Origin of the sequence: Micromonospora sp. NPDC047738, assembly GCF_040642675.1 — a bacterium.
In the GTDB taxonomy this organism is placed as follows: Bacteria; Actinomycetota; Actinomycetes; order Mycobacteriales; family Micromonosporaceae; genus Micromonospora.
Genome location: NZ_JBEYSO010000021.1, coordinates 95,363 through 119,581, shown reverse-complemented (window position 1 = coordinate 119,581; position 24,219 = coordinate 95,363). Strand labels below are relative to the sequence as shown.

Here is a 24,219-nt window from a genome sequence, read left to right as displayed (position 1 = left end):
CGCTCACGTCGAGTACGCCGAGTTCTCGTGCACGTACGCGTGCGACAGGTCGTTGGTCCAGATCGTCGCGGCGGCCTCGCCCGCGTGCAGGTCGATCCGGATGGTGACGTCCCGGCCGGTGAGGTCCACCTTGGCGCGATCCTCGGCGGCCGCACCGCTCCGGCACACCCACACCCCGTTGACCGCGACGTCCACCCCGTCCGGCTCGAAGACGGCGGCGGTGGTGCCGACCGCGGCGAGGATCCGGCCCCAGTTCGGGTCGTTGCCGAACAGCGCGGTCTTGACCAGGTTGTTCCGGGCCACCGAGCGGCCGACCTCGACCGCGTCCTCCTCGGTGGCGGCGCCGACCACGTCGATGGCGATCTGCTTGGTGGCGCCCTCGGCGTCGGCGATGAGCTGCTGGGCCAGGTCGTGGCAGGCGGCGGTGACCGCGGCGGTCAGCTCCGCCTCGGTGGGCGCGATCCCGGACGCACCGCTGGCCAGCAGCAGCACCGTGTCGTTGGTGCTCATGCAGCCGTCCGAGTCGATCCGGTCGAAGGTGACCCGGGTGGCGGCCCGCAGCGCGGCGTCGAGGGTCTCCGGCCCGGCCACCGCGTCGGTGGTGAGCACGCAGAGCATGGTGGCCATCGCCGGGGCGAGCATGCCGGCGCCCTTTGCCATGCCGCCGACGGTCCAGCCGCTGCCGCCGGCCACGGTGGTCTTGGGCCGGGTGTCGGTCGTCATGATCGCCTCGGCGGCCGGCTGGCCGCCCTCGCGGGACAGCCCGCGGACCGCGGCGCGGACGCCGGGCAGGAGTTTGTCCATCGGGAGCCGCTCACCGATCAGGCCGGTCGAGCAGACGGCGACCTCACCGGCGCCGAGCATCAGCCGGGGGCTGCTGGCGGTGAGCACGGTGGCGGTGTGCTCGGCGGTGGCGTGGGTGTCCTGGAAGCCGGCCGGGCCGGTGCAGGCGTTCGCCCCGCCGGAGTTGAGGACCACGGCGCGGACCACGCCGCCCCGGACGACCTGCTGGGTCCAGAGCACGGGGGCGGCCTTGACCCGGTTGGCGGTGAAGACGGCGGCCACCCCGGCGTCGGGGCCGTCGTTGAGGACCAGGGCGACGTCGCCGGCGCCGCTGGCCTTGAGGCCGGCGGCGACACCGGCGGCCCGAAAGCCCCGGGGGGTGGTGACGGTCATGCCGCGCCTCCGCTCCGCGCAGGCGCGGCATGACGCCGCGCCGGGCTGTGCGTGCTGATTCGCTCGCTACGCTCGCTCATGGGGCTACTCCGAAGACGGGGAGTCCGGTGGTCTCGGGGAGGCCGAGCATCAGGTTGGCGTTCTGCACGGCCTGGCCGGCCGCGCCCTTGCCCAGGTTGTCGATGGCGCTGACCACGATCACCCGGCCGGAGTCGACATCGACGGTGGCCTGGAGGTGGCACGAGTTCGAGCCGGCGGTGGCGGCGGTGTGCGGCCACGCCCCCTCGGGCAGCACGTGCACGAAGGGCGCGCCCGCGTACGCCCGCGCCAGCACCGCGCGCGGGTCGGCGTCGCCGGTGGGGACGGCGGTGACCGTGGCGAGGATGCCCCGGGGCATGGGGGCGAGCACCGGGGTAAAGGAGAGGCCGGTCGCCCCGGTGGCCTGCTTGATCTCCGGCACGTGCTGGTGGGCGCCGACCTTGTAGGGCGACAGGTCGCCCATCACCTCGCTGCCGAGCAGGTGGGCCTTGGCGGCCCGGCCGGCGCCGGAGGTGCCGGAGGCGGCGACCACCACCACGTCGGCGGGGTGGACCGCGCCGGCGGCGATCAGCGGGGCGAGGGCGAGGGTGGTGGCCACCGCGTAGCAGCCGGTGCTGGCCACCCGGGTCGCCGCGGCGATCACGGCCCGCTGGCCGGGCAGCTCCGGCAGCCCGTAGGTCCAGGCCCCGGCGTGCGGGCCGCCGTAGTAGCGGGACCAGGCGTCCGCGTCACGCAGCCGGTGGTCAGCGCCGAGGTCGACCACCTTGACGGTGGCGGGGAGCGCCGCGGCGAGGGCCGCCGACTGGCCGTGCGGCAGGGCCAGGAAGACCAGGTCCGCGTCGGCCAGGGTGGCCGGCTCGGTCGCCCCGAACACCAGGTCCAGCCCGGCGAGCTGCGGGTGTATGGCGGCGACGGGCCGGCCGGCCTGCGAGTGGGCGGTGGCCGCGACGAGGTCGAGCTCAGGGTGCCCGGCGAGCAGACGCAGCAGCTCACCACCGGCGTACCCACTCGCCCCGGCGACCGCGACCCGGATACCCATACTCACCTCCGCATGACTATGCATAGCAGGCTAGCAGGATCGGCGCTGCGCTGCAAGTTCATACAGACGACTGCATGAACCTGCCGTCAGGCCCGCGGCGGCACGTCGGGGGGCGCCGCCTCCCTCGGGTACAGCCGCCAGGAGATCACGTTGGCGGTGGCGACGCCGACCAGCACCAGGGCCGCGGCCAGGGCCACCAGCAGGGGTGGCATCGCGTGCGCCACCGGGACTAGGACCGCGAGCAGCGCGAGCCCGATCAGCCGCGACCAGGAGACGCGACTGAAGGCGGCGTAGTCGAGCATCGACCGGCCGACCAGGAACAGCGCCGGGCCGCCGAGGATGACCAGGAACCGCGACGGCTTGGTCTCGCCGAAGGGTTCCGCGATGATCAGCCGGTCCCCCACGGCGCTGACCGCGACGCCGACCACCATGATCAGGTGCGCGTACGACGCGAGCTCACCGACATAGGCCGGGGCCCGGGACGACGCGAGGGCGGCAGGGAGCAACTCGCCTGCCCGGTAGTAGTAGATCTGCCAGAGCAGCACGGTGATCACGAACGCCACCAGCAGCGCGGCCGTCCGCTCGCGCTGGAAGCCGTACGGGCTGATCTGGATGCCGGAGGTCAGGATGGTTTCCCCGAAGGCGATGATGAGCACCTGCCGGTAGCGCTCCGTCAGGTGCTCCTCGGCGATCGGCTGACCGCGCAGTCCCGCGCGGCCGAGCCAGGGGGTCGGGAAGTCGAGCAGCCCGCCGACGTAGTCGATGAGGACCGCCACGGTCCACAGGACCAGCCGGACGTCGCCGTGGGCGAAGATCCCGGCGAGCCACGGGACCGCCGAGATGCACGCCCAGAAGAGGATCCGGATGCTGACCCCCCGCGCGTAGCCGTCCCCGCCGAACAGCACGAGCCAGAGATGCCGAAACACCTCGACGGCGACGTAGACCCCCGCGAAGACGGCCCCGTAAGCCTCGAACGCCGCCGGCAACGCGGCGCCCATCAACAGGGCGCCGAGCATGGTCACGATGACCATGACCTGGATCATCGGACGGGTGGGGTCGTACCGGTTGGCCGTCCAGGCCATCCGGTACCAGAGCCACCAGATGGCCAGGGTGAGCACCAGCGCCGAGTAGAAGCCGTGCCAGTCGAGCTGGTGGACCAGGCGGTCGGAGAGGCGGGTGAGGGCGAAGACCAGCACCACGTCGAAGAGCAGTTCGACGAAGCCCGCCCGCTGCGGGGGCTGGCGGCTCCCCGGCAGCTCAGCCGCCCCACCCCGCACGACCATACAGATCTGCCCTACTTTTCCCCTTTCGGGCAGTATTCCACGCCGTCGCGCAGCGAGCGTCAGGTCGAGGGATTCCGGGTGCGCCGGCGGGCGAGGCGGGCGGCCAGGGCCATCAGCAGCACCGCCTCCGTGACCAGGATGGCGACAGCCCACCCGGGGCCCACCCAGCCGGCCAGCGAGACGTACCAGTAGCGCACCAGCAACGTCAGCACCGTCACCGCGAACGCCAGGGAGGCGAGACCGTAGAGGGCGTACGCCACCCGGTCCCGGGGCCGGTAGCCACGGACCGCGCTCGGGCCCTGGCGCAGCAGCCGGCCGTAGAACCGGTAGCTGTCGGTCCGCAGGTCGCCGAGGTTCAGCGCGTGGCTGAGCATGTAGTAGCCGTCGAGCCGGAGAAAGGGCACCAGGTTGAGGGCGGCGGTCGCGGTGCCGAAGAGCAGCATCGTGCCGGCCAGGTCGTAGAGTGCCCCGGGCGTACCCCAGAGCCGGATGGCGGCGAACGGCACCAGCGCCAGCATGCTGACGAACACGCCGGCGAACGCGGTCGCCACCCGCCGGCGCGGGGTGAACAGCACGATGTCGTCGACCTTGCAGTACGGGGCCAGCAGCGGGAAGCGCCACATCACGCCGATCTCGGTGCCGCGCCCGCCGAAGTGCCGGCAGGTCAGCCCGTGGGCGCACTCGTGCAGGAAGACGATCACCCAGGTGATCACCACGGCGGCCAGGATCGCGGGGAGCGGGCGGTCGCCCCGGGCGACCACGTCGAGCAGCACCGGCAGGTGCAGCGCCACGTACCCGGCGACCGCCAGCACGACCAGCAGCGCCGGCAGCACGAACCACCAGGTGAACAGCGGTGCCAGCCGGGGCAGCAGCCGGTCGAAGAACCGGTCCGGGTCGTACAGCGGCCAACGGGCCGACAGCGGGCCGCGCCGGGTCTTGGCCGCGCCCTCGGCGGCCGCCGCGGTGAGCCGGGCGACGGCCTCCGGATCGGTGGCGCCGTCGAGCAGTTGCCGCTTGTGCAGCATGCCGAAGAGCTGCTGCCAGTTCTCCGGCCCGAGCCGCCGCCGGAACGCGGCGGCGTACTCGGTGGCCAGGTCGTCGAGCGTCCGGGTGCCGTCCATCCGGGACAGCAGGAAGTGCTCGCGCGGCCCGACCCGGTAGTACCAGCCGGTCTCCGGGTCCTTGACGTGGTGGACGAGCTTCTCCCCCCGCCACTGGCCCGGGCCGAGCACGATCCCGGCCCGCAGCCGGGGCCGGGTCCAGGTCGCGTCCACCGTGGTCATCGCGGACCGGCCGGAGCGACGTCGTCGAGGAGCGCGGTCCGCATCACGTACGACAGGTAGATCTCGTCGAGGATGCTCACGCCGAGCCGGTTGTTCGTCATGTGCAGGTACGAGCTGAGCAGGATGGGCAGCGCGACGTCGAGGTCGCGGACCGGGGTGGGTTCGCCGCCGCCGCGCTGGAACACCAGGTCACCCTGTTCGACGGCGGCGACGACCCGGTCCCGCAGCTGCCGGCAGTGCGCCGACCAGCGGCCCTCCACACCCCCGGGCCGGACGTCGGCCCCGTCCCGGGCGGCCGCGCGGATCTGCGCCAGGCGCCCGCGCAACGCGACGTCCATCCGCTGGTAGCTGGTGTCGAAGCTGGCGTGGTACTCGTCGCTCGGCTCGGAGTAGGAGACCTCCCAGAACCGGCGGTACTCGTCGAGGAAGTCGGCGATGCGCCGGTCGTCGGCGAGGAACACCGCGCACATCATCATGCTCAGCTGGGCGGAGAGCCCGAGCAGCACCGGACGGACGTGCACGTTGGTGGTGGCCAGCAGGTCCAGCACCACGTCGCTGGAGTGTTCGAAGTGCCACTCGGCGAGTTCGATCCCGGCCGGTCCGCCGTAGCGGCCGTACTCCCGCTCGTACGCGATGTGGTGGTAGCTGTTGTTCGCCCGCATCGGCATCACGCCGTCCGGCCCGTACTCCTCGTCCCACCGTTGCCGGCCGTACTCGGCGAGGAACATCTGCTTGTACAGGTCGCCAAGCCCCTCGCTGTCCACCTCGTAGAGGGCGGGACGGCGGCGTAGGAACGCCTCGATCGCCTCGTCCACCCGCGCCCGGACCACCGCCGGGTCGACGCCCGGCGCCGGCAGCACCCGCAGCCGCACGTGCGGCCCCTCCATCCAGTACTTGATGAAGAAGTACCGGCTGATCAGCCCCTCGGCCCGTAGCTCGTCCACCAGCGGGCGGACGCCCTCGACGAGCATCGGGTTGGCGTTGCTGGCGTAGAAGACGTGGACGCTGAGCCAGCCGTGCTCCACCGGGGAGGGGAAGTGGGTCATCGGTCCACCTTTCCGGCGCGGACGCCGTTGAGTTCCACCGTCAGTTCGGTGACGTGGCTGCCACCGGGGCCGCGGAGCACCTGCTCGTCGCGGTCCGGCAACATCTCGGTGAGCACCAGGCGGCTGCCCGCCCCCCGTCCGGTCGCCTCCAGCAACTGCAGGCAGAAGTGGCTGTCGAAGTCGACGTAGAGCGGCTTGTGGTCCGGCCGGCCGCCCGGCTGCGCCCCGGGCTGGCCGTCGTCACCGGCGGCCGGGGTGAGCCGGGTGCCCTCCGGCGTGGCGAAGACCCGCCGGGGCAGGCCGTTGTCGCGCCGCCACCGCTGCCAGCGCAGGAACCAGTCGGCGTCGCTCTGCTCCGGGGTACGCGCCGGCGGCAGGTGGTCCGGGTGCAGCTTCCACATCCGCCGTTGCAGCACCAGGTCGCCGTGCACGATGCGCGGGTACCCGGCGATGCCGCGACCGGGCAGCGGCACGGTGGTGCCGGCCCACAGGTCCGGCTGGGCCATGCCCAGGTAGGCGAAGGTGAGCAGCACCTGCTGCACCTCGGGCAGCGCCATCGGCAGCAGGAAGCCCAGGTAGACCGGGATGACCTCGGCGTCGAGCCGGCGCGAGCGCAGCAGCAGCCGGTCGGCGACCGGGTCGTGTTCGACGCTGAGGTCGTCCATGTGGATCTGCTCGCCGGCCGGCCGGAAGCTGATCTCCCCGGGGCAGACCAGCTCGTACGGGGTGACCGCCGGGTGCAGGTTCAGGTTGGTGGCGTCGTACCCGCCCTTCAGCTCGGCGAGCACCGCGCCCGGCGGCTGCAGCCGGGCCAGCTCGGCGCGGAGCGTGCCGGCGAGGTCCTGGTCGGCGAAGAGGTGGGCGAACCGGGAGAACAGCAGCGTCATGCCGGAGTAGATCCGGTTGACCACCACCCGGTGCCGGTCGCCCTGGTCGGCGAGCTGGAGGAAGAACGACCGGGGGTCGAGCGTGCCGAGCGTCTCCGGCACCATGGCGGCGACGTCCGCCATGAAGTCGTCGTCCAGCCGCAGCTCCTCGGCGCCGGCCGGCAACCGGTCGTACGCCTCGTTCACCCGCCGGGCCACCTCGATCCGGGCGTCGTCCAGCGCGGTGATCTCCTCCTGCCGGAACCAGTTCTCCTGCCGCACGTACGCGTTGTCGGCGTCGAACGCCCGGCGGCGCATCATCCGGCCGGAGTAGTGCTCGAAGAAGTCCTGCTGGAACTCGTGGGCGAAGGTGAGCAGGTCGTCGCAGCGGCCACCGGCCCCGTAGCGGGCCCGGAAGAAGCCCTTCGTGGCCAGCCGACGCGGCAGGTTGATGTCGAACACCGGCATGATCCGGGCCAGCGCCCGCAGGCCGGGCAGGACGTCCCGCTCCCAGCGGCCCCGGTCGGCCGTGACCGGCACCCGGGTGCGCAGGGTCGCATCCTCGTACACCAGGGTCCGGGGGGCCGGGACGTCGGCGCGGCCGAGATCCGCGTGGGCCGCGACCAGCTCCCGCCGGATGTCGGCGAGCACCCGGCGGCGGCCGGCCACGTCCTGGTCGGGATAGCCGGCGGCGAGCCGGTTGACGGTGCCGACCCGCTCGGCGAGCCGGTCCGCCCAGTCGCGGCCGATCTCCCGCAGTGCCCGCCGGTAGCCCTCGACCGGGTCGTCGGCGTGGATGTCCAGGTGCAGGTTCGGCACCACCAGCAGGCCCACCCGCAGCAGGTGGTGCAGGTACTGCGCGATCTCCGCGGCGGGGCGGTCGGCGGTGGCCAGTTCGGCGACCAGGTCGGCCATCCGCCGGGCCCGGCCGCCGTCGAGCGCGGCCAGGATGTCGTGCAGCACCCGGCCGGTGGGCAGCACGAACAGCGACTCGTGGATCGACTCCAGGGTGATCGCGGCCTCGCCGTCCTCCGAACTGGTCCGCCGCCGGCGCAGGTAACGCAGCCGGCCACGCTCGATGCGCCAGCCGGTGGTGAGGGCGACCGGCAGGTCCGCTCGCAGCCCCTCGTCGGCGAGCACGATGGCCGACAACCGGCCCAGCGCGGCCAGGTTCAGCCGGGCCACGCCCCGCTTCGTCTCCTCGCTCCGCTCGATCATCGGCACGGCGTCGAGCAGCGCGCCGGCGCCCGAGCCGAAGGTGCCGACGTTGACCGTGGTCAGCCGGCTGAACGGGCTGGTCTTGGCGGTGGTGCGCAGCGCGTACTCCAGCAGCGACCGTTCCACCCGCCGGGCCCGCTTGCCGAGCCGGCCCGGTCCGGCGAGGTACGCGGGCAGGTACTGGTCCAGCGAGGGGGACGCGAGCAGGATGCCGCCGCGCAGGTCGGGATCCTCGGCCAGCTCGTGCAGCACGGCCCGGCGTTCCGCCAGCTCACCGTCCAGCAGCGCCGCGCCGTCGGCCAACTCCCGCCGGTACGCGGCGAAGGTCTCCAGCCAGCCGACCAGCATCCGGTGCGTGTCCCCGCCGAGCGGACCGGCCGGCCAGGCCCCGGGGTCGGCGGGAGCGGGCCGGCGGAGGTTCCAGACGTCCCGGCGCAGCCGGATCAGCCGCCGCCGCAGCTGGTCGTCGTCCAGGTTGCGGGCCACCGCCTCCTGCAGCGCGTCGGCCAGCGGCGGCCCGGTCGCCCGCAGCCGGTCCTCCAGGTCCAGGACGCGGCGGGCCCAGGCGGCGCTGCGGTCGAAGGCGAGCCGGTCGGCGACCTCCAGCGGCAGGCCGGCGGTGCGGAGCATGAACACCTCCGGCATCCGCCAGGACAGCTCGGTGACCGCTGGCGCGGGCAGGGAAACGGTCACGGGTCTCTCCTTCGTCGACGTCTTCGCGAGGCGGGTGGTCACAGCCGGTACATCAGGTCGGCGGTGGCGTCCGGATGCCGCCCGAGCAGCAGGAACAACACGGTCCGTTCGTCGGTCCCGGTCAGGCCGAGGGCCTCGTCCATGGCGACGTTGTCGAAGCCCAGCACCGCGCCGCAGCCCAGGCGCTGGGCCGTGGCCGCGCAGTACGCCCGCTGGGCGACGGCGCCGATCTCGGCGTTGAGGATGCGGTAGCCGCGCGGGCCGACGGCGTCGAGCACCGCGTCCAGCCGGCCGGCGATCGCCAGCACCGCCCCGACCTGCCCCATCGTGTAGTTGGTGAGGAAGTACTGCTGCTGCAGGAAGGCGGACATCCCACCGTCGGGCTCGGGCGCGGCGGGCAGCAGCACGTGCCGCCGGGAGCAGTAGGCGTAGGTACCGGCGTCGAGGCCATCGACGTGGTTCGCGAAGACCCAGAGGCGGGTGAGGGCCGGCGCGTCCGCGGGCAGCCCGGCGTCGGCCGGGTGGTGCCGGCCCGCGGTGGCGAAGGCGAGGGTGGTGCCGAGTTCGGCAGCGGTCAGCTCGGGCGGCCGGCGGAACCGGCCGAAGCTGCTGGACCGGGTAGCCAGCACCGTCGACAGGGGACGCGCCAGCCGGGCCAGCTCCGGCGCGGGCAGGGCCCGCGGTTCGCCGGGCAGTTCGCGGGGCGCGGCGTCCGCCAGGGCGTCCGGGGCCGGGGTGGCCGGGGCCGCCGCCGCCCGGTGCACCTCGGTCACGGCCGGGAACTCCCGCAACCGGCGGGACCGCTCGAACGCCGGGTACCGGACCCGGGGCTGCGCCGGCCGCTCCCCGGTGGGTCCGCTTCCGCCCTCACGACCGCCGTCGGGGGCGGTGTCGGCGCCGGCGTCCGGGGCAGCGCCGGCCCAGTTCAGGGGTACGACCGCGAAGGCGCTCTCCCGGTCGCTGTCGAAGCCGAGCAGCCGGTCCACCGGCGCCGGATCGAAGCCGAGCAGCCGGGGCAGCGGCACGCCGAGCCCGCGCGCGAGCAGGTCCCAGGAGCCCAGCAGGGCACCGAGGTCCTGGGTGACCACGTGGTAGCAGAAGCTGTTGTACTTGAATGAGTTCTTCCAGAACCGGATGCTCGCCACCAGGAAGCTGTCCACACCGCCCGCCGGATCGCCGACGGCGGCGCGGACCGTGCCGCTGACGTCGCCGAGCAGCAGCCGCTCCAGCACGTGCTGGCCGGTGCCGTAGTGGTAGACCCCCGGCAGCAGCGGCGCGGAGGGCCCGGCGACCAGGAAGAGCTCCACCGGGTACATGCCCCCGCCGGAGGCGGTGCCCCGCCCCCAGACGGCGTGCTCGAAGTGCGCCCGCTTGGCCAGGTCCTGGTTCCAGTTCACGGTCAGCCGCCGGTCGAGCACCCCGTACGACAGGCGCAGCAGCGTGGCCAGGCGGTCCAGCGTCCAGCCCCCGGGCGGCGGCAGGTGCTCCCCGGTGAACAGGTCGCGCAGGGTGGGCAGGTCGGGCAGCGCCACCGGCAGCGGCACCCGGGGGGCGTCGGGGTAGCTGGTGTGCCGGGAGGGCTGGTCGGCCCAGTCCACCTCGTAGTTGAGCGGTTCCATCGGGACCCGGGCCCGGCGGAACACCGCCTGCGCGTACTCCCGGACGACCTCGAGGGCCTCCTGCTGCATGTCGGTGCTCCTACGGGAAGGGGTGCGGGTGGGGGTTGCGGCCGGTGGCACCGAGCCGGTCGGGTCCGTGCGTGCCCCGGGCCAGGTGGCGCTCCAGCCGGTCGCTCCAGAGCACCCGCTGCCGCTGCCAACCGAAGTCGATGGGGACCAGGGCGGGCGCCACCACGGCCATCGTGTGCACCCCGGCGACCTCCTGCTCCGGGCAGGTCTGGTCGACCGCGACGACGTCGCCGCCGAGCCCGGCGATCAGCCCGGTGAGGTACTCCATGTCGGCCCGCAGGTCGTCGTGGTTCGGCCGGGCCGCCAGCCAGTCGCCGTACAGCTCGCTCATCGACCGCAGTGGCGGGTCGTCGAAGAGGAACGCGGCGTGGCGGGTCATCTCCGGCAGCCCGTAGAGCAGGGCGTGGTGGCTCAGCTCGGTGACCTTGGTGTAGTCCCGGGTCATCTCGCGCAGCTCCGGCTCGCTGGCGGCGACCCGTTCGTCGAAGCCGGGCACGTAGGAGGCGGTCTCGCAGACCGCGGCGCGGACCGCGTCGTCCGGGTCGAGGCTGGCGCCGGCGGCGAAGCAGAGCTGACCGAGCCCGTCGCCGCGCTTGACCGCGACCGCGGTGACCACCGGGACGGGCAGGTCCGCGCGGGTGTCGAAGAGCCGGATGTCGTAGCCGAGCAGGTCCACCCGGTCGAGCATGAAGTGCACCCGCTCGTCCCGGCAGGTGCTCGGGTCGATCTCGGCCAGCCGGGCCGAGCCGTACCAGGCGAGCAGGAAGGCGTCCCGTTCGATGAGTTCGAGCATGCCGTGCAGCAGCGCCTCCTCGGGGCAGCTGCCGCTGGCGCAGCCGTTGGAGCACTCCTGGACGAACTTGCGGTGGTCGGTGCGGCGGTCCAGGTAGTAGACGAGCTGCTCGGGCACGAGCCGGGGGGTGCGGTCGCGCAGCGAGTAACCCCAGACCCAGGGCATCGGCGCATCCGGCGAGTACGGGGCGTAGTAGAGCCCATGCCCGTGGTAGAACGCCGGGTGATAGCCCAGACCGCCCGGGTCGAGGGCGTCCGGGGCCAGGTTGGCGTAGCTGTCGACGACCGTGGTCCGCCGCGCCCGGGGGAACTGGCCGGCATACCGCTCCAGCCCCTCCAGCAGGGCGTACGTCTCGCTGCTGCCGTAGCTGTTGGCGTGCCCGCTCCACCACATCTCGTGCAGGTCGTAGCGGCTGCGGATCCGGAAGTAGCCGGTCACCGGCGCGGTGGCGGTGGCGTTGTACGCGCGCAGGGCGCTGCCGCCCAGCGCCCCGGCGACCGGGTTCGCCAGCGCGGCGACCGGGAGGTCCAGCTCGCCGGCCGACCGCAGCCGGTACGCGGACGGGTCCGGCTTGGGCCGGCTGGTGAGCGGGATGACCGCGGCTTCCGCGGTGTCCGGGCGGACGGTCGCGCAGGCCGGGCACTCGGAGTCGGCCAGCACCTCGACGACGGTGGTCTCCAGGGTGTCCATCCGCAGCTGCCGCAGGCGTCCGACGCCGGGCCGGTCGCCCTGGGGGCGGCAGGCGTCCAGCAGGAGCTGCCACAGCGCGTCGACCGCGAACGGCGTCAGGTGGGGCAGCGGGGCCACGGTGCCGACCCGGGCCTGGTGCTCCAGGGCGTGCCGTTCGTCGCGAACCCGGATGGCCTGCCAGCGCCGCTGCACGCAGAGCGGGCACGGGCCGGGCTGGGCGCCCGCCGCGTCGTCGGTGTCCGTCCAGCGTGGCCCGACCAGCGCGGTCGCGCCGTGCAGCCAGATCGGCACCACGTCGCCGGTCAGGCCCTCGCCGCCGTCGGCGTAGGCGTCGGTCAGGCCGAGGGCGGCGATCCGCACGGTGATCCCGTCGAGTGCGGCGGGGCGGGCGGGCTGCCGCGCCTGGTCCTGGCGTCGCTCGTGGAACGCCTCGCCGAGCTGCTTGAGGCTGCTGTCCCACCCGGTGGAGGTGGTCCGGACATCGACGATCATGCGGTTCACCTGTCTACGGTCGCGACCTGTGCTGATGAGATTGGGACCGGCGCCCCGCCGACGTGGCCCGCCGGCGGGGGCGGTTACGGCGCTGGGCTGGGTCAGCCGCCGCCGCATCCGGTGCTGGTGCTGCTGCTGCAGCAGCTGGACGTGCTGCAACTGCAGCAGCTGGAGCAGGAACAGCTGGAGCTGGACCAGTCCATGACCATCGCGTCGATGGCGTCGACGTCCTCGATCTCGAACGTCTCCGTCTCCAGCGCGCGTAGTTCCTCAGTCAGTTCCGGCATTTTCCTTCCACCTCCCCTCGGTCGATCAGGGCCGCGGTGCCGGCCGGACGTCCGGAGCGACCGGCGGCGCCGTGGCTCAGCTGGTGCTGCTGCAACTCGACGAGGTGCAGCTGCAACAACTGGACGTGCTGCAGCTGGAGCAGCTGGACGTGCTCGTGCTGCTGCTGCAGATGTCCATCAGGTCGGCGGACAGCTCAGCGATGTCCTCGACCTCGAACGTCTCGGTCTGCAGGTCGCGCAGCTCGCTGCGGACCGAGTCGGGCAGTAGGCCGGATGTCGGGGGTTGTGTCGGCACGGGCCTCTCCTTGAGCCGCGGTGGCGCCAGTCGTCGGTGGGTCCGCGTCGCACCACCACGGTGGATCCAGCGGAGGCACGCAGGGCTACTCGCCGGCCGGGCCGGCGGCGGATGGTGCGTCGTTCGTGCGGCGTCCCACCGGGGACTGGAAGTCGTCAGCGTCGGGGGCAACCCCGTTCACCCGGTCAGCCGCAGCTGCTGGTGCTGGTGCTGGTGCTGCAGCAGCTCGAGGTGCTGCAGCTGCAGCAGCTGGAGCAGGAGCAGCTGGAGCTGGTCGCAGCGAGCGCCTCGCCGCCGTCCTCGACCTCCTCGATCTCGAAGGTCTCGGTCTCCAGCTCGCGGAGCTCGTCGTTCAGGGTGATCGGCATCTTTTCCACCTCCTTCCATGGTGCGTGCCTCGCCGAAACCACTGACGTGGTGGTTCAGTCGGCCGCCGGGGCGGACCGGCGCAGCAGGACGACCCCACTGCGGAAGGCCCCGGTGGCCCGGACGTCCCGGGTGGTCGTCTCGACCAGCAGGGCGCTCATTCCCTGCTCGTCCAGCGCGGCCAGCACGGCCGCCCGGTCGGTCGCCGGTCCGGCCGGGCCGGCGGGGGTGGCGCCGGCCGTGAGCGCGGCCGGGTCGAAGTCACGCAGCACCGGGTCGCCGAGGTCGGCGACGGCGTCCTCGAAGTGCCGCACCTGAACACGCCCGACCGCGTCCCGGACGGCGGCCAGCCGGGTGGCGACCGGGTCGAACCCGCCGGCCAGCGCCCAGTCCCGGTCACCGCCGCCCGGCGGCTCGGCGACGGCGAGCACGGCGTACGCCGGGTCGGCCCCGGCCAGCGCCAACACCGACAGCCGGCGGCCGAACCGGTGGGCGGCCTTGACCACGAAGGCGGTGTCGTCGTCGCCGACCAGGTCCTCCTCGTTCACCACGCGCGGCCCGCCCCGGCCGCGCAGCGCGGCGGTCAGCGCCCGGTAGGCCAGCGCGTCGGCCAGCCCCTGGTCGATGACCTCGTCGAGGGTCCCGGCGGCGGCCGCGCCGGCCACCGTCGGCTCGGCCCAGCCCTCGGCGTTGAACGCGGAGGTGGGCAGCGCCAGCGCGGCGGGCACCCACACGGACTCCGCCCGGCCCAGCACGACGGCCGGCAGCCAGCGGACCGGCCGGTCTTCGGGCGGCACGGCGGTCGCCGTCGCCAGGTCCGTCCAGGGCACCGGGTGCTCGCCCCGCTCGCGCAGCTCGGCCGCGGAGGCGGTGACCGCCGCGGCCGGGTCCGCGTACCGGGCGGCGTGGTCGCGGACCGCTGCCCGGTAGGCGGCCAGCCGGGCGCCCATCACGGTGTGCACGTCGAAGGCGCTCACCTCGCGCGAGCCACGCCGGCCGGGCAGCCGCAGGCGGGCCGTCTTCAGCGGGGCCTGCTCCAGCGGGTCGTCGACGAACCGGGTGAAGACCCCGGCGTTCGGCGAGACCAGCGCCTCGGCCCGCTGGTAGGTCTCGTCGTCGGAGCCGGCCGGCGGCTCCGGCGCGGTCACCTCGACGTCCCGGCAGACCGGGCACCCGGGGTGCGGCAGCACCCGCTCCCGGCTGGACTCCAGGGTGGCCGCGTCGAGCAGCAGCACTCCGCCGGCGGTGTCCGGGGCGACCGCGCCGGTGAGGGCCCGGAACAGTTCGAAGGCGGCGGCGTTGCCGAGCATCCGCGCGGTCACCTCGGGCAGCGCCGCCGCTGCGGCCGGGTCGCCGACGGCGAGCTGTCGCCAGAACTCCGCGGCGGCCGCCGGGTCGTCGCCGGCCGCGAGCCGGAGCTGAGCGCAGTGCCAGCAGGGGGCCTGTCCCGCCCCGACAGTCGGCCCGACCACCGCCCGCCGGTCGTCCCAGATCACCGGTACGAGCAGCGGACCGTCCCGGTGAGCGGCGCGGGCCAGCTCGGCCAGGCGGGCCAGGCCGGCGGGACCGGTGCAGCAGAGCACCGCGTCGACCGCCCGCGGGTCGGGGCCCCCGGTGGGGAACCTGACCTCCGCCGGCAGGCCGTCGGCGCGCAGCTCGGCCAGCTCGGGGCGTAGCGCCTCGGCGTACCGGGCCGGGTCGTCGTCCGGGTGGAGGTCCAGCCGCACGCACCCGTTGCGGAGCAGGCCACTCGCCGCGGCGAACAACGTCTCTCCCTCGCCGCACAACGCCACCCGGGCGGCGTGGAAACGCTGGAACCGGCCGGTGGGGTCGTCCGCGAAGTGGTCGATGAACTCGATCTGGGCGGCGAAGCGGCGGGCGACCGGCTCGGACAGCTCGCTGCGGTCCCCCGCGTCCTTGGCGAACCCTCGCGAGATCAGGGCGCGGACCAGGGTGAGCACGGTCTGCCGCTGCCCCTGGTCGAGGGCGGCGGTGAGCTGCCCGAGCGTGTGTTCGCCGGTCAGGTAGGGACTCAGCGACGTCAACCACCGGAAGGCCGACTTGCCCTTGATCAGGAATGCGCTGTCCGGCCCGCGCAGGTAGGCGCCGGCCGGAGCGTCCAGGAAGACCACGTCGTGCCGCAGCTTGGGACGCATTTCCAGGCTTGTTCCACCGTCCGACGGCTGGTTCATGCGCCCCCCATGACAACTCCTGTGGCGGTCTCGAAAGTGCCTTCATGCTGCCCAAGATCAAGTATTAAGTCAACAGAATGTTTCGGGCCAGGCAGTGGCGGAAGTAAATTGAGGGGCAGTGAGCTGCGGCTAAGACAAAAACGCCGCACCGCCGCCCCGGGCGACCTTCCGGAGCGGATCAACCTCCGCTAGTCTGTGGGCGCCGCCTACGCCGCCGCAGGTCAGAGGGCCTTTCATGACGGCATGCTGACCGCTGGCGACGGCGGGTTACGACGGCGCGACCGCGGGCCAAATCGGTCGCCACCGACCCAGTCCGCCCGAAACGAACAGTTAATTGATGTCACCCAATTAACCCTGTGGTGCGGTAGGGAATTCGAGGGACTGCGGATGAACGCAAAGGAAATTCAGGTCGAGCGGCGCTTTGCTCGGCATCGTGCGATTGCGGTGCCACGTTGAGGAATGACCGTTTTGCCATTGAACTTCATGAGGTGACCAAGCGTTATCCCGGCGGGGTCACCGCAGTCGACGGCCTTGACCTGCGGGTGCGCGAGGGCGAGGTCCTCGGCTTCCTGGGCCCCAACGGGGCCGGCAAGACCACCACGATGCGCATGCTGGTCGGGCTCGTCCGGCCGACCAGCGGCGCGATCCGGGTCCTCGGCCGATCGCCCGGCACGCCGCAGCAGCTGGCCAAGGTGGGTGCGCTCATCGAGTCGCCGGCCTTCTACCCCCACCTGTCCGGCCGGGACAACCTACGGCTGGCCGCCCGGTACGCGGGCGTCCCGGACACCGCCGCCGACCGGGTGCTGGCCGAGGTCGGGCTGACCGAGCGGGCGGGCTCGAAGTTCCGGACCTACTCCCTCGGCATGAAGCAGCGCCTCGGCGTGGCCGCCGCCCTGCTCAAGGAACCGAGCCTGCTGATCCTCGACGAGCCCACCAACGGCCTCGACCCGGGCGGGGTGACCGACATCCGCGAGCTGCTCCGGGCACTCGGCCGGGGCGGGCGCACCGTGCTGCTGTCCAGCCACGTCCTCGGCGAGGTGGAGCAGATCTGCGACCGCATCGTGGTCATCGACCGCGGCCGGCTGATCGCCGACGGCACGCCCGACGAGCTGCGCGGGACGCTGGGCCAGGCGGTGCTGCTGATCGACGCCGACCCGATCGACGAGGCGGTGGCGTGCCTGCGCGCACACGACCGGGTCCGGGCGGTGGACCCGGTCGACGGGCAACTTCGGGTCACCACGGACCCGGCGCTCGCCGCGGCCCTCAACCGGCGGCTGGTCGAGGCCGGCATCGACGTGCGGGAACTGCGCCCGCTGCGCCACTCGCTGGAGGAGGCCTTCCTGGAACTGACCGCGCCTGAGCGGCACGCCCGCCAGGAGCAGACGATCTCGACGGGAGGCACCCGATGATGGCCTCGGTGCGGGCGGCCTGGTTCGCCGACCGGAAGCGGCCGGCGGTCTGGACGGTCACCGCGACCTGGGCGGCCCTCGCGCTCGCCTTCGGCATCGGTGTGCCGTACCTCGTGCACCTGGCGCTGGCCGGTGATCCGAAGGAGACCGACGCCGCCGAGTCCCTGCTGGCCACCGTCCTGCCGGGGCAGCTCGTGCCCACCGGGATCGGGCTGTTCCCGCTCTTCGGCGGCGCCATCGTGGTCATCCTCGGCGCGCTCGTGGTGGGCAACGAATACCGCTGGGGGACGTGGAACCTCCTCTTCACCCAGCGACCCCGGCGCGCGCAGGTGATGGCCGGGCACGCCGTCGTCCTGTGCGGCCTGACCCTGCTGATCGCCGTGCTCACCTTCGGCCTGCTGGCGGTGACCACCGGGTCGCTGGCGGCCGCCGAGGGGCGGGCCGCCGACTGGCCGACCGGCGCCGATCTCGCCGGCGCGGTGGCAGCCGCCTGGTTGATCTGCACCGCCCACGCCAGCGTGGGCTGGTTCCTGGCGATCGCGTTCCGCAGCGCCACCACCGCCATCGCGGTCGGTCTGATCTGGACGCTGGTCCTGGAGAACGCGATCAGCGGACTCGCCCTCGTGCTGAGCCCGCTGACGGCGGTGCAGAAGGTGCTGCTGGCACCGAGTTCCGGCGCGCTGGCCGGCGCGCTCGGCGCGCGGTCGCAGTTCGACGGGGGCACTCCCGGCGTGATCGAGTCCGCCGGCGCGCTGGTGCCGACCGTGGTGTTGCTGGGTTACGTGCTGGTGATGTTCGGCCTGGGCAGCTGGCTGGCGGCGCGCCGGGACGTCGGTTGACCGGGCGGAGGAGGATGCTGAGATGGACTTCCTGCTCGCCTTCGCGGTGACCGGCCTGGCGGCCTCCGGCGGCTGGATCGCCTGGGCCGCCGTCCGGAGCTGGTCCCGCATCCGCGACCGCCGGCACGAGTTGCGGCTGGCCCGCGCCCGGGCGGCGGCCGACATCCGCCGGGCCGAGCTGGCCGCGCAGGTTCGCGAGATCGAACTCGCCAACGAGACCTACCAGGACTTCGTCCGCCGCCATCCCGAGCGCTGAGCGACCGCACGCCCCGGGCCCAGGGCCGGTGTCGAAGCCCCTGGCCGTCCGGCGGCTCGACCGGGACTTTGACCAGGCCGTAGGTGGTGGCCGACGCGAACGCGTCGGCCACCACCGGTGATCGGACGAGCGGCCCCGGTCAGGCGCCGCGGAGCGTGGCGCCGAAGCGGCGCGCCGCCTCGGCCACCGCCGCGTCCCGGGTGGCCACCGCCTCCTCGACGGTGAGCGTCCGGTCCGGGGCCCGGAACGTCAGCTTGTACGCCAGCGACTTGCGGCCCGCGCCGAGCTGCTCGGAGGCGTACACGTCGAACAGCCGGACGCCCTCCAGCAGCTCGCCGGCCCCCTCGACGAGGGCCCGCTCGACCTCGGCCGCCGGCACCGAGTCGTCCACCACCAGCGCCACGTCGATCAGCGCGGGCGGGAAGGTGGAGATGGCCGGGCCGGCCACCATCGGCGCCGGAGGCAGCGCGTCCAGGTCCAGCTCCATGGCGCAGGTGCGGCGGGGCAGCTCCAGCGCCGCCACCACGGCCGGGTGCAGCTCACCGGCGTGCCCGACGACGGTGTCGTCCACCAGCAGCTCGGCGCAGCGGCCGGGGTGCCAGGGGGCGTACTCGGCGGACCGGACGGTGACCCGGTCGGCCGGGATGCCGGCGGCGTCGAGGACGGCCCGGCCGGCCGCCACGGCGTCCGCCCAGCCGGCCGCCCGGCCCGGGCCCCACCAGCCGGCCGGCTCGAGCTCGCCGGTGAGCGCCACGGCGACGTGCTGCGGCTGGTCCGGGACCACCGCGTCGGCGGCGGCGAACTCCTCGTCGGTGGGGCGCCGGTCCACGCCCATGGCCGGCGGGGTGCCGGCGCCGGGGCGCGGGTGGAATACGGTGCCGATCTCGTAGATCGCCAGGTCGCGCAGGCCCCGGCTCACGTTGCGCTTGAGGATGCCGAGCAGCGGGCCGAGCAGCGTGGTACGCAGCAGCGGCTGCTCCTCGGACAGCGGGTTCGCCACCCGTACCGCCCGGCGGCGCGGGTCGTCGGCGGGCAGGCCGAGCTGGTCGGCGAGTTCCCCGGCGACGAACGGATGGGCGAGCACCTCCACGTACCCGCGCTCGGCGAGCGACCGGGCGACCGCCCGGCGGCGCTGCTGGGGCCAGGTGAGGCCCCGGCCGGGCGGCGCGGTGGGCAGCACCGACGGCACCCGGTCGTACCCGTCGAGGCGGACCACCTCCTCGACCAGGTCGGCCGGGTCGGTGAGGTCGGGCCGCCAGCTCGGCGGGGTAACCGTGAGCACCTCGGCCCGCCCGGCGGCGGCCACCCCGACCTCGCCCGGGTCCTCGCCGAGCCGGTCGCCGCCCCGGGCGACCGTGCAGCCGACCTGCTCCAGCAGCTCGACCACCCGCTCCGCAGGGTAGGTCACACCGACCCGCCGCGACGCCAGGTCCGCCGGCAGGGTGACCGGGGTACGCGGCCGGACGTGGTCGATGTCCAGGATCTCCGCACCGACCGTGCCGCCCGCGTGCTCGGTGAGCAGCCGGACCGCCTTCTCCAGCGCGACCAGCGGCAGGGCCGGGTCAACGCCCCGCTCCCAGCGCTTCGCCGCCTCGCTGAACAGCTTGTGCCGGCGGGCGGTGCGGCCGACCATCGCCGGGTCCCAGTGCGCCGCCTCGAACAGCACGTCGGTGGTGGCGGCGACCACCTCGCTGGTCTCGCCACCCATCACGGCGGCGAGCGAGATCGGGACGCCGGCGCCCTCGGCCGCGTGGGCGTTGGGCAGCCCAGCGTCGCAGATCACCATGTCCTCGGCGGACAGGGTGCGGTCGACCCCGTCCAGGGTGGTCAGCTTCTCCCCCGGCTCGGCCCGGCGGACCACCAGCGGGCCGCGGATCCGGTCGGCGTCGAAGGCGTGCATCGGCTGGCCGAGTTCGAGCATCAGGTAGTTGGTGATGTCGACCGGCAGCGAGATGCTGCGGATGCCGGCGACGGTGAGCCGCTGCTGCATCCAGCCGGGTGTCTGCGCGGTCGGGTCGACGCCGCGGACCATCCGGGCGGCGAACCGGTCACAGCCGACGGTGTCCCGCACCTCGACCGGGTACGCCGGCTCGGCGGTGGCGCCGGGCGCCGGGACGTCGGCCGGGTCGCGGAACGGCACCCCGAGGGCGTGCGACAGCTCCCGGGCGATTCCCCGCACGCTCAGCGCGTATCCGCGGTCGGGGGTGATCTCCATCTCGACCACGACGTCGTCGAGGCCGACCACCGGGCGGGCGTCGTCGCCGGGCTTGGCCGGGGTGTCCTCGGGCAGCACGATGATGCCCGAGTGGTCATCGCCCAGGCCCAACTCCTTCGCGGAGCAGATCATGCCGTTGGAGTTGCGCCCGTACGTCTTGCGCGCGCCGATGGCGAAGTTGCCGGGCAGCACGCCGCCGGGGAGGATCACCACCACCCGGTCGCCGGGGGCGAAGTTACGCGCCCCGCAGACGATCTCCTGCGGCTCGCCGGTGCCGTTGGCGGCGCCGACGTCCACCTTGCAGAACCGGATCGGCTTCTTGAAGCCGGTCAGCTCCTCGATCTCCAGGACCTCACCGACCACCAGCGGGCCGGTGACGGTCTCCCGCAGGTCCACGACGGACTCGACCTCGATGCCCAGGTCGACCAGCGCCTGCTCCAGGTCGCCGGCGGGCAGGTCGGCGGGGAGATCGACGTACTCCCGCAGCCAACTGACAGAAACTCGCATGACTGTTAACCACCGTCTCCGTAGCTCGTGGCGCCGATCAGGCCCCGAACGCGCGGGTGAACCGCACGTCGCCCTCGGCCATGTCCCGCATGTCGCTGACCCCGTGCCGGACCATCACGGTCCGGTCGATGCCCATGCCGAAGGCGAATCCGGAGTAGACCTCCGGGTCGATGCCGCAGGCGCGCAGCACCCGCGGGTTGACCATGCCGCAGCCGCCCCACTCGACCCACTGCGGCCCGTCCCGGTGCTCCGGGAACCAGACGTCGAACTCGGCCGACGGCTCGGTGAACGGGAAGTAGTGCGGCCGCCAGCGGGTCTTCGCGCCCTCGCCGAACATCGCCCGGGCGAAGTGGTCCAGCGTGCCGCGCAGGTGCGCCATGGTGATGCCCTTGTCCACCACCAGGCCCTCGACCTGGTGGAAGACCGGCGCGTGGGTGGCGTCCAACTCGTCGGTGCGGTAGACCCGGCCGGGCACGACCACGTAGATCGGCGGCTTGCGGGTGAGCATGGTGCGCGCCTGCACCGGCGAGGTGTGGGTACGCAGCACCAGGCCGGACGCCGCGCCGGCTGACCCGTCCTGCGGGGCGATGTGGAAGGTGTCCATCAGGCCGCGGGCCGGGTGGTCGGCGGGGATGTTGAGCGCGTCGAAGTTGGTCCACTCCAGCTCAACCTCGGGGCCCTCGGCGATCTCGTAGCCCATCCCGATGAACAGGTCGCTGATCTGCTCCATCAGCACGGTCAGCGGGTGGCGGGCGCCGCGCGGCCGGCGGTCGTAGGGCAGGGTCACGTCGACCCGCTCCTCGACCAGCACCCGCTCGGCCTGCTCGCGCTCCAGCGTCTCCTGCCGGGCCGCGTACGCGGTCTCGATGGCGCGGCGGGCCTCGTTGACCCGCTTGCCGGCGTCGGACTTGGCGGCCGGCGGCAGCGCGCCGATCTCCCGGCGGGCAAGCGAGACCGGAGCCCGGTCGCCGAGGTGCGCGGGGCGCAGCGCGTGCAGCGCGTCCGGGTCGGTGGCGGTGGCGAACGCCTTCTCGGCCTCGGCCACGGCCTCGGCCAGGGCGTCCGGGTCGAGCAGGGCGACCTGCTTCGGGTCGTACGGATCGTTGCGGTAGCTCATGGCGTACGGGCACTCCCTCACGGCGGCGCCGGCCCTCACGGGCGGCTAGGCGAGTCTACGGACGCGCGGCTTCGCCGCAGCCCGCCGGTGGGAGGTATGCAGGAGGAAGGGTCACGCCCGCCGCCCGCCGACACCGGCGGGCTGGCTAAACGAACGCCGTGGCGCGTTCATCATCCGGACGACTCCCCTGCTGTGTGACCGCGCGGACCCGACGGTCGGCGCAGTGCTCTCGCTGAAGCGTACAGGCAGATTGCCGCGGCCGCAGCCAGGTTCAGGCTCTCGGCACGCCCGTGCAGCGGCACCCGGACCCGGGCGTCGGCCGCCTCGGTCAGCTCCCGGGGCAGGCCATGGGCCTCGGATCCGAAGAGCCAGGCGGTGGGCGTGGCCAGCCGGCCGGCGTCGGCCAGGTCGTCGAGGTCGGTGTCGCCGTACCCGGTGGTGGCCAGCACGGTGCGGCCCGCGGCGCGCAGCGCGTCGACCACCGCGACCGGGTCGGGGGCGCGCACCACGTCGACGTGGAAGAGGCTGCCGGCGGAGGCCCGCACGCACTTGCCGTTGTACGGGTCGACCGCGTCCCCGGCGAAGACCACCGCGCCCGCACCGGCGGCGTCGGCGGTGCGCAGCACGGTGCCGGCGTTGCCCGGGTCGCGGATCTCGGCGAGCACCGCGACCAGGCGCGGCCCGCGTGCCAGGGCCTTCTCGAGCGGTACGTCGAGGTGCCGGCAGACGGCGACCAGCCCCTGCGGGGCGACGGTCTCCGCGAGCGCCGCGAGGGCCTCCTCGGTGACCTCGGACACGGGCACGTCGGCCCGGGCGGCCTCGGCGGCGAGGTCGGCGTACCGGTCGAGGGCGGCCGGCGTGCCGAACAGCTCGACGACGGTGCCGGCGCGGCCCAGAGCCTCCCGGACGGCCTGCGGACCCTCGGCCAGGAACCGGCCGGTGGCCTCGCGGTCCCGGCGGCGCTGGAGCCGGCGGGCGGCGACGACCCGGGGGGTACGCGGGGTGAACGGGCCGGGAACAGCGTCGAGGCGCCTCCCGCGCGACGGTGACTGCATGGGAGACGCCTCGATCTGCTGGTGCGGGTGGGTCAGGCGGCCTGGGCCGCGGCGCCACCGGTGCCCTCGGCCGCCACGGCGGCGCGGGCCAGCTCGACGATCGCGGCGAACGCCGCGGCGTCGTTGACGGCCAGGTCGGCCAGGATCTTGCGGTCGACCTCGATGCCGGCCAGGCGCAGGCCCTGGATCAGCCGGTTGTAGGTCATGCCGTTCGCCCGGGCGCCGGCGTTGATCCGCTGGATCCAGAGCTGCCGGAAGTCGCCCTTACGGTCGCGGCGGTCCCGGTAGGCGTACTGCATCGAGTGCAGCACCTGCTCCTTGGCCTTGCGGTAGAGGCGGGAGCGCTGACCGCGGTAGCCGCTCGCGGTCTCCAGCAGGGTACGACGCTTCTTCTGGGCGTTCACAGCCCGCTTGACGCGTGCCATCTCAACTCCTTCTTCGGTTCAGGTGGCGCGCGTCAGCGGCCGAGCAGCTTCTTGATTCGCTTGACGTCGGCCTTGGCCAGCTCGACGGTGCCGGTCAGCCGGCGGGTCTGGGTGGAGGCCTTCTTCTCCAGGTTGTGGCGGAGGCCGGCCTGCTGGGCAACGATCTTGCCCTTGCCGGTCACCTTGACCCGCTTGCCCATACCCGTGTGGCTCTTCATCTTCGGCATGTGGAACGTCTCTCCCCTGTTACTGGCCGCTGGTGTCAGCGGTCGTGCCGGTCTCACCGGCTGCTGCGGTCTCGCCGGCCTCCGGAGCGACGGATTCCTCCGCGGCCCGCTCCCGGGGCGCCCCGCCTCGGGAGGCCGTCGCGGCGACCGCGGCGGCCTTGGTGGCGCGGTGCGGCGCGAGCACCATGATCATGTTGCGGCCGTCCTGCTTCGGCGCGGCCTCGACGTACCCCAGCTCCGAGATCTCGGACTCGAGCCGGCGCAGGAGCCGGTAACCCAGCTCCGGGCGGCTCTGTTCGCGACCGCGGAACATGATCGTCACCTTGACCTTGTCGCCGGCCTTGAGGAACCGCACCACGTGACCCTTCTTGGTCTCGTAGTCGTGCGGGTCGATCTTCGGCCGGAGCTTCATCTCCTTGATGACGGTCTGCTGCTGGTTACGCCGCGCTTCGCGCGCCTTCAGTGCGCTCTCGTACTTGAACTTGCCGAAGTCCATGAGCTTGCACACCGGCGGGCGCGCCATCGGCGCAACCTCGACCAGGTCCAGGTCGACGTCCGCGGCCAGTTGAAGGGCGCGCTCCAGCGGGACGATGCCCACCTGCTCACCCTCAGGACCGACCAGTCGGACCTCACGTGCCCGGATCTGCTCGTTCACGCGTGGTTCGACGCTGATGGGGCCTCCTCGAGTCGAGTCTTTCTTTCTGCATGTGTGCCGACTCCGCG

Annotated in this window: 21 protein-coding genes; 3 read left to right on the top strand and 18 right to left on the bottom strand. The window is 73.5% G+C overall.

The features are described 5' to 3' along the window. Positions 1 to 3: 3 nt before the first annotated feature. The 12 genes from argJ to ABZ783_RS26980 form a co-directional block, all read right to left on the bottom strand. Positions 4 to 1,176, bottom strand: coding sequence for a bifunctional glutamate N-acetyltransferase/amino-acid acetyltransferase ArgJ (argJ, locus tag ABZ783_RS27035; protein ID WP_357442733.1), 1,173 nt, complete (start codon positions 1,174 to 1,176; stop codon positions 4 to 6). A 76-nt stretch (positions 1,177 to 1,252) separates the two neighbouring features. Further along, complete coding sequence (argC, locus tag ABZ783_RS27030; RefSeq protein ID WP_357442791.1) at positions 1,253 to 2,254, bottom strand: N-acetyl-gamma-glutamyl-phosphate reductase; 1,002 nt, start codon at positions 2,252 to 2,254, stop codon at positions 1,253 to 1,255. Positions 2,255 to 2,340: 86 nt separating this feature from the next. Then, positions 2,341 to 3,537, bottom strand: coding sequence for a low temperature requirement protein A (locus tag ABZ783_RS27025; protein WP_357442731.1), 1,197 nt, complete (start codon positions 3,535 to 3,537; stop codon positions 2,341 to 2,343). 59 nt (positions 3,538 to 3,596) lie between these two features. Next, entirely contained in the window at positions 3,597 to 4,820 is a 1,224-nt protein-coding gene (locus ABZ783_RS27020; protein WP_357442729.1) for a M50 family metallopeptidase, read from the bottom strand. Beyond that, positions 4,817 to 5,866, bottom strand: a complete 1,050-nt coding sequence (locus tag ABZ783_RS27015) for a thiopeptide-type bacteriocin biosynthesis protein (protein ID WP_357442727.1) — start codon at positions 5,864 to 5,866, stop codon at positions 4,817 to 4,819. The genes ABZ783_RS27020 and ABZ783_RS27015 overlap by 4 nt, the downstream gene beginning before the upstream one ends. Then, on the bottom strand, positions 5,863 to 8,643 hold the full coding sequence (locus ABZ783_RS27010) for a lantibiotic dehydratase (RefSeq protein WP_357442725.1): 2,781 nt from the start codon (positions 8,641 to 8,643) through the stop codon (positions 5,863 to 5,865). Before ABZ783_RS27010 ends, ABZ783_RS27015 begins: the two co-directional genes overlap by 4 nt. 38 nt (positions 8,644 to 8,681) lie before the next feature. Further along, positions 8,682 to 10,331 (bottom strand): nitroreductase family protein, encoded by a 1,650-nt coding sequence (locus ABZ783_RS27005; protein WP_357442723.1) that lies wholly within the window; start codon positions 10,329 to 10,331, stop codon positions 8,682 to 8,684. A gap of 10 nt (positions 10,332 to 10,341) precedes the next feature. Continuing rightward, positions 10,342 to 12,306, bottom strand: a complete 1,965-nt coding sequence (locus tag ABZ783_RS27000; RefSeq protein ID WP_357442721.1) for a TOMM precursor leader peptide-binding protein — start codon at positions 12,304 to 12,306, stop codon at positions 10,342 to 10,344. A gap of 101 nt (positions 12,307 to 12,407) precedes the next feature. Next, positions 12,408 to 12,593, bottom strand: coding sequence for a thiazolylpeptide-type bacteriocin (locus ABZ783_RS26995; protein WP_046564718.1), 186 nt, complete (start codon positions 12,591 to 12,593; stop codon positions 12,408 to 12,410). Between the two features lie 76 nt (positions 12,594 to 12,669). After that, positions 12,670 to 12,888 carry a thiazolylpeptide-type bacteriocin gene (locus tag ABZ783_RS26990; protein ID WP_241825274.1) on the bottom strand — a complete coding sequence of 73 codons (219 nt, stop codon included), beginning with the start codon at positions 12,886 to 12,888 and terminating at the stop codon, positions 12,670 to 12,672. A 185-nt stretch (positions 12,889 to 13,073) separates the two neighbouring features. Next, a complete protein-coding gene (locus ABZ783_RS26985) occupies positions 13,074 to 13,256 on the bottom strand; it encodes a hypothetical protein (RefSeq protein WP_046564715.1) in 183 nt (60 codons plus the stop codon). 54 nt (positions 13,257 to 13,310) lie between these two features. Then, positions 13,311 to 15,410: a TOMM precursor leader peptide-binding protein gene (locus ABZ783_RS26980; protein ID WP_357442719.1), complete on the bottom strand. Its 2,100-nt coding sequence runs from the start codon at positions 15,408 to 15,410 to the stop codon at positions 13,311 to 13,313. A gap of 524 nt (positions 15,411 to 15,934) precedes the next feature. Here ABZ783_RS26980 and ABZ783_RS26975 point away from each other — a divergent pair. The 3 genes from ABZ783_RS26975 to ABZ783_RS26965 are packed head-to-tail and all read left to right on the top strand — an operon-like array spanning position 15,935 to position 17,950. Then, positions 15,935 to 16,855: an ABC transporter ATP-binding protein gene (locus tag ABZ783_RS26975; protein ID WP_357442717.1), complete on the top strand. Its 921-nt coding sequence runs from the start codon at positions 15,935 to 15,937 to the stop codon at positions 16,853 to 16,855. After that, the gene (locus ABZ783_RS26970) at positions 16,852 to 17,694 is read left to right on the top strand and encodes an ABC transporter permease subunit (RefSeq protein WP_357442715.1); all 843 of its coding nucleotides are present in this window, start codon (positions 16,852 to 16,854) and stop codon (positions 17,692 to 17,694) included. The genes ABZ783_RS26975 and ABZ783_RS26970 overlap by 4 nt, the downstream gene beginning before the upstream one ends. A 22-nt stretch (positions 17,695 to 17,716) precedes the next feature. After that, positions 17,717 to 17,950 (top strand): hypothetical protein, encoded by a 234-nt coding sequence (locus ABZ783_RS26965; RefSeq protein ID WP_187413612.1) that lies wholly within the window; start codon positions 17,717 to 17,719, stop codon positions 17,948 to 17,950. Between the two features lie 139 nt (positions 17,951 to 18,089). Here ABZ783_RS26965 and pheT read toward each other — a convergent pair whose 3' ends face one another. From pheT to infC, 6 genes are all read right to left on the bottom strand, one after another. Next, positions 18,090 to 20,672, bottom strand: a complete 2,583-nt coding sequence (gene pheT / locus ABZ783_RS26960; protein ID WP_357442712.1) for a phenylalanine--tRNA ligase subunit beta — start codon at positions 20,670 to 20,672, stop codon at positions 18,090 to 18,092. A gap of 37 nt (positions 20,673 to 20,709) precedes the next feature. Beyond that, positions 20,710 to 21,789: a phenylalanine--tRNA ligase subunit alpha gene (gene pheS / locus ABZ783_RS26955; protein ID WP_357442710.1), complete on the bottom strand. Its 1,080-nt coding sequence runs from the start codon at positions 21,787 to 21,789 to the stop codon at positions 20,710 to 20,712. A 170-nt stretch (positions 21,790 to 21,959) separates the two neighbouring features. Then, positions 21,960 to 22,844, bottom strand: coding sequence for an RNA methyltransferase (locus tag ABZ783_RS26950; RefSeq protein WP_357442708.1), 885 nt, complete (start codon positions 22,842 to 22,844; stop codon positions 21,960 to 21,962). Between the two features lie 32 nt (positions 22,845 to 22,876). Next, positions 22,877 to 23,269, bottom strand: coding sequence for a 50S ribosomal protein L20 (gene rplT / locus ABZ783_RS26945; RefSeq protein ID WP_030335718.1), 393 nt, complete (start codon positions 23,267 to 23,269; stop codon positions 22,877 to 22,879). Positions 23,270 to 23,301: 32 nt separating this feature from the next. Continuing rightward, complete coding sequence (gene rpmI / locus ABZ783_RS26940) at positions 23,302 to 23,496, bottom strand: 50S ribosomal protein L35 (protein ID WP_073835294.1); 195 nt, start codon at positions 23,494 to 23,496, stop codon at positions 23,302 to 23,304. Positions 23,497 to 23,515: 19 nt separating this feature from the next. Further along, a complete protein-coding gene (gene infC, locus ABZ783_RS26935; protein ID WP_073835293.1) occupies positions 23,516 to 24,151 on the bottom strand; it encodes a translation initiation factor IF-3 in 636 nt (211 codons plus the stop codon). Between the last annotated feature and the right edge of the window lie 68 nt (positions 24,152 to 24,219).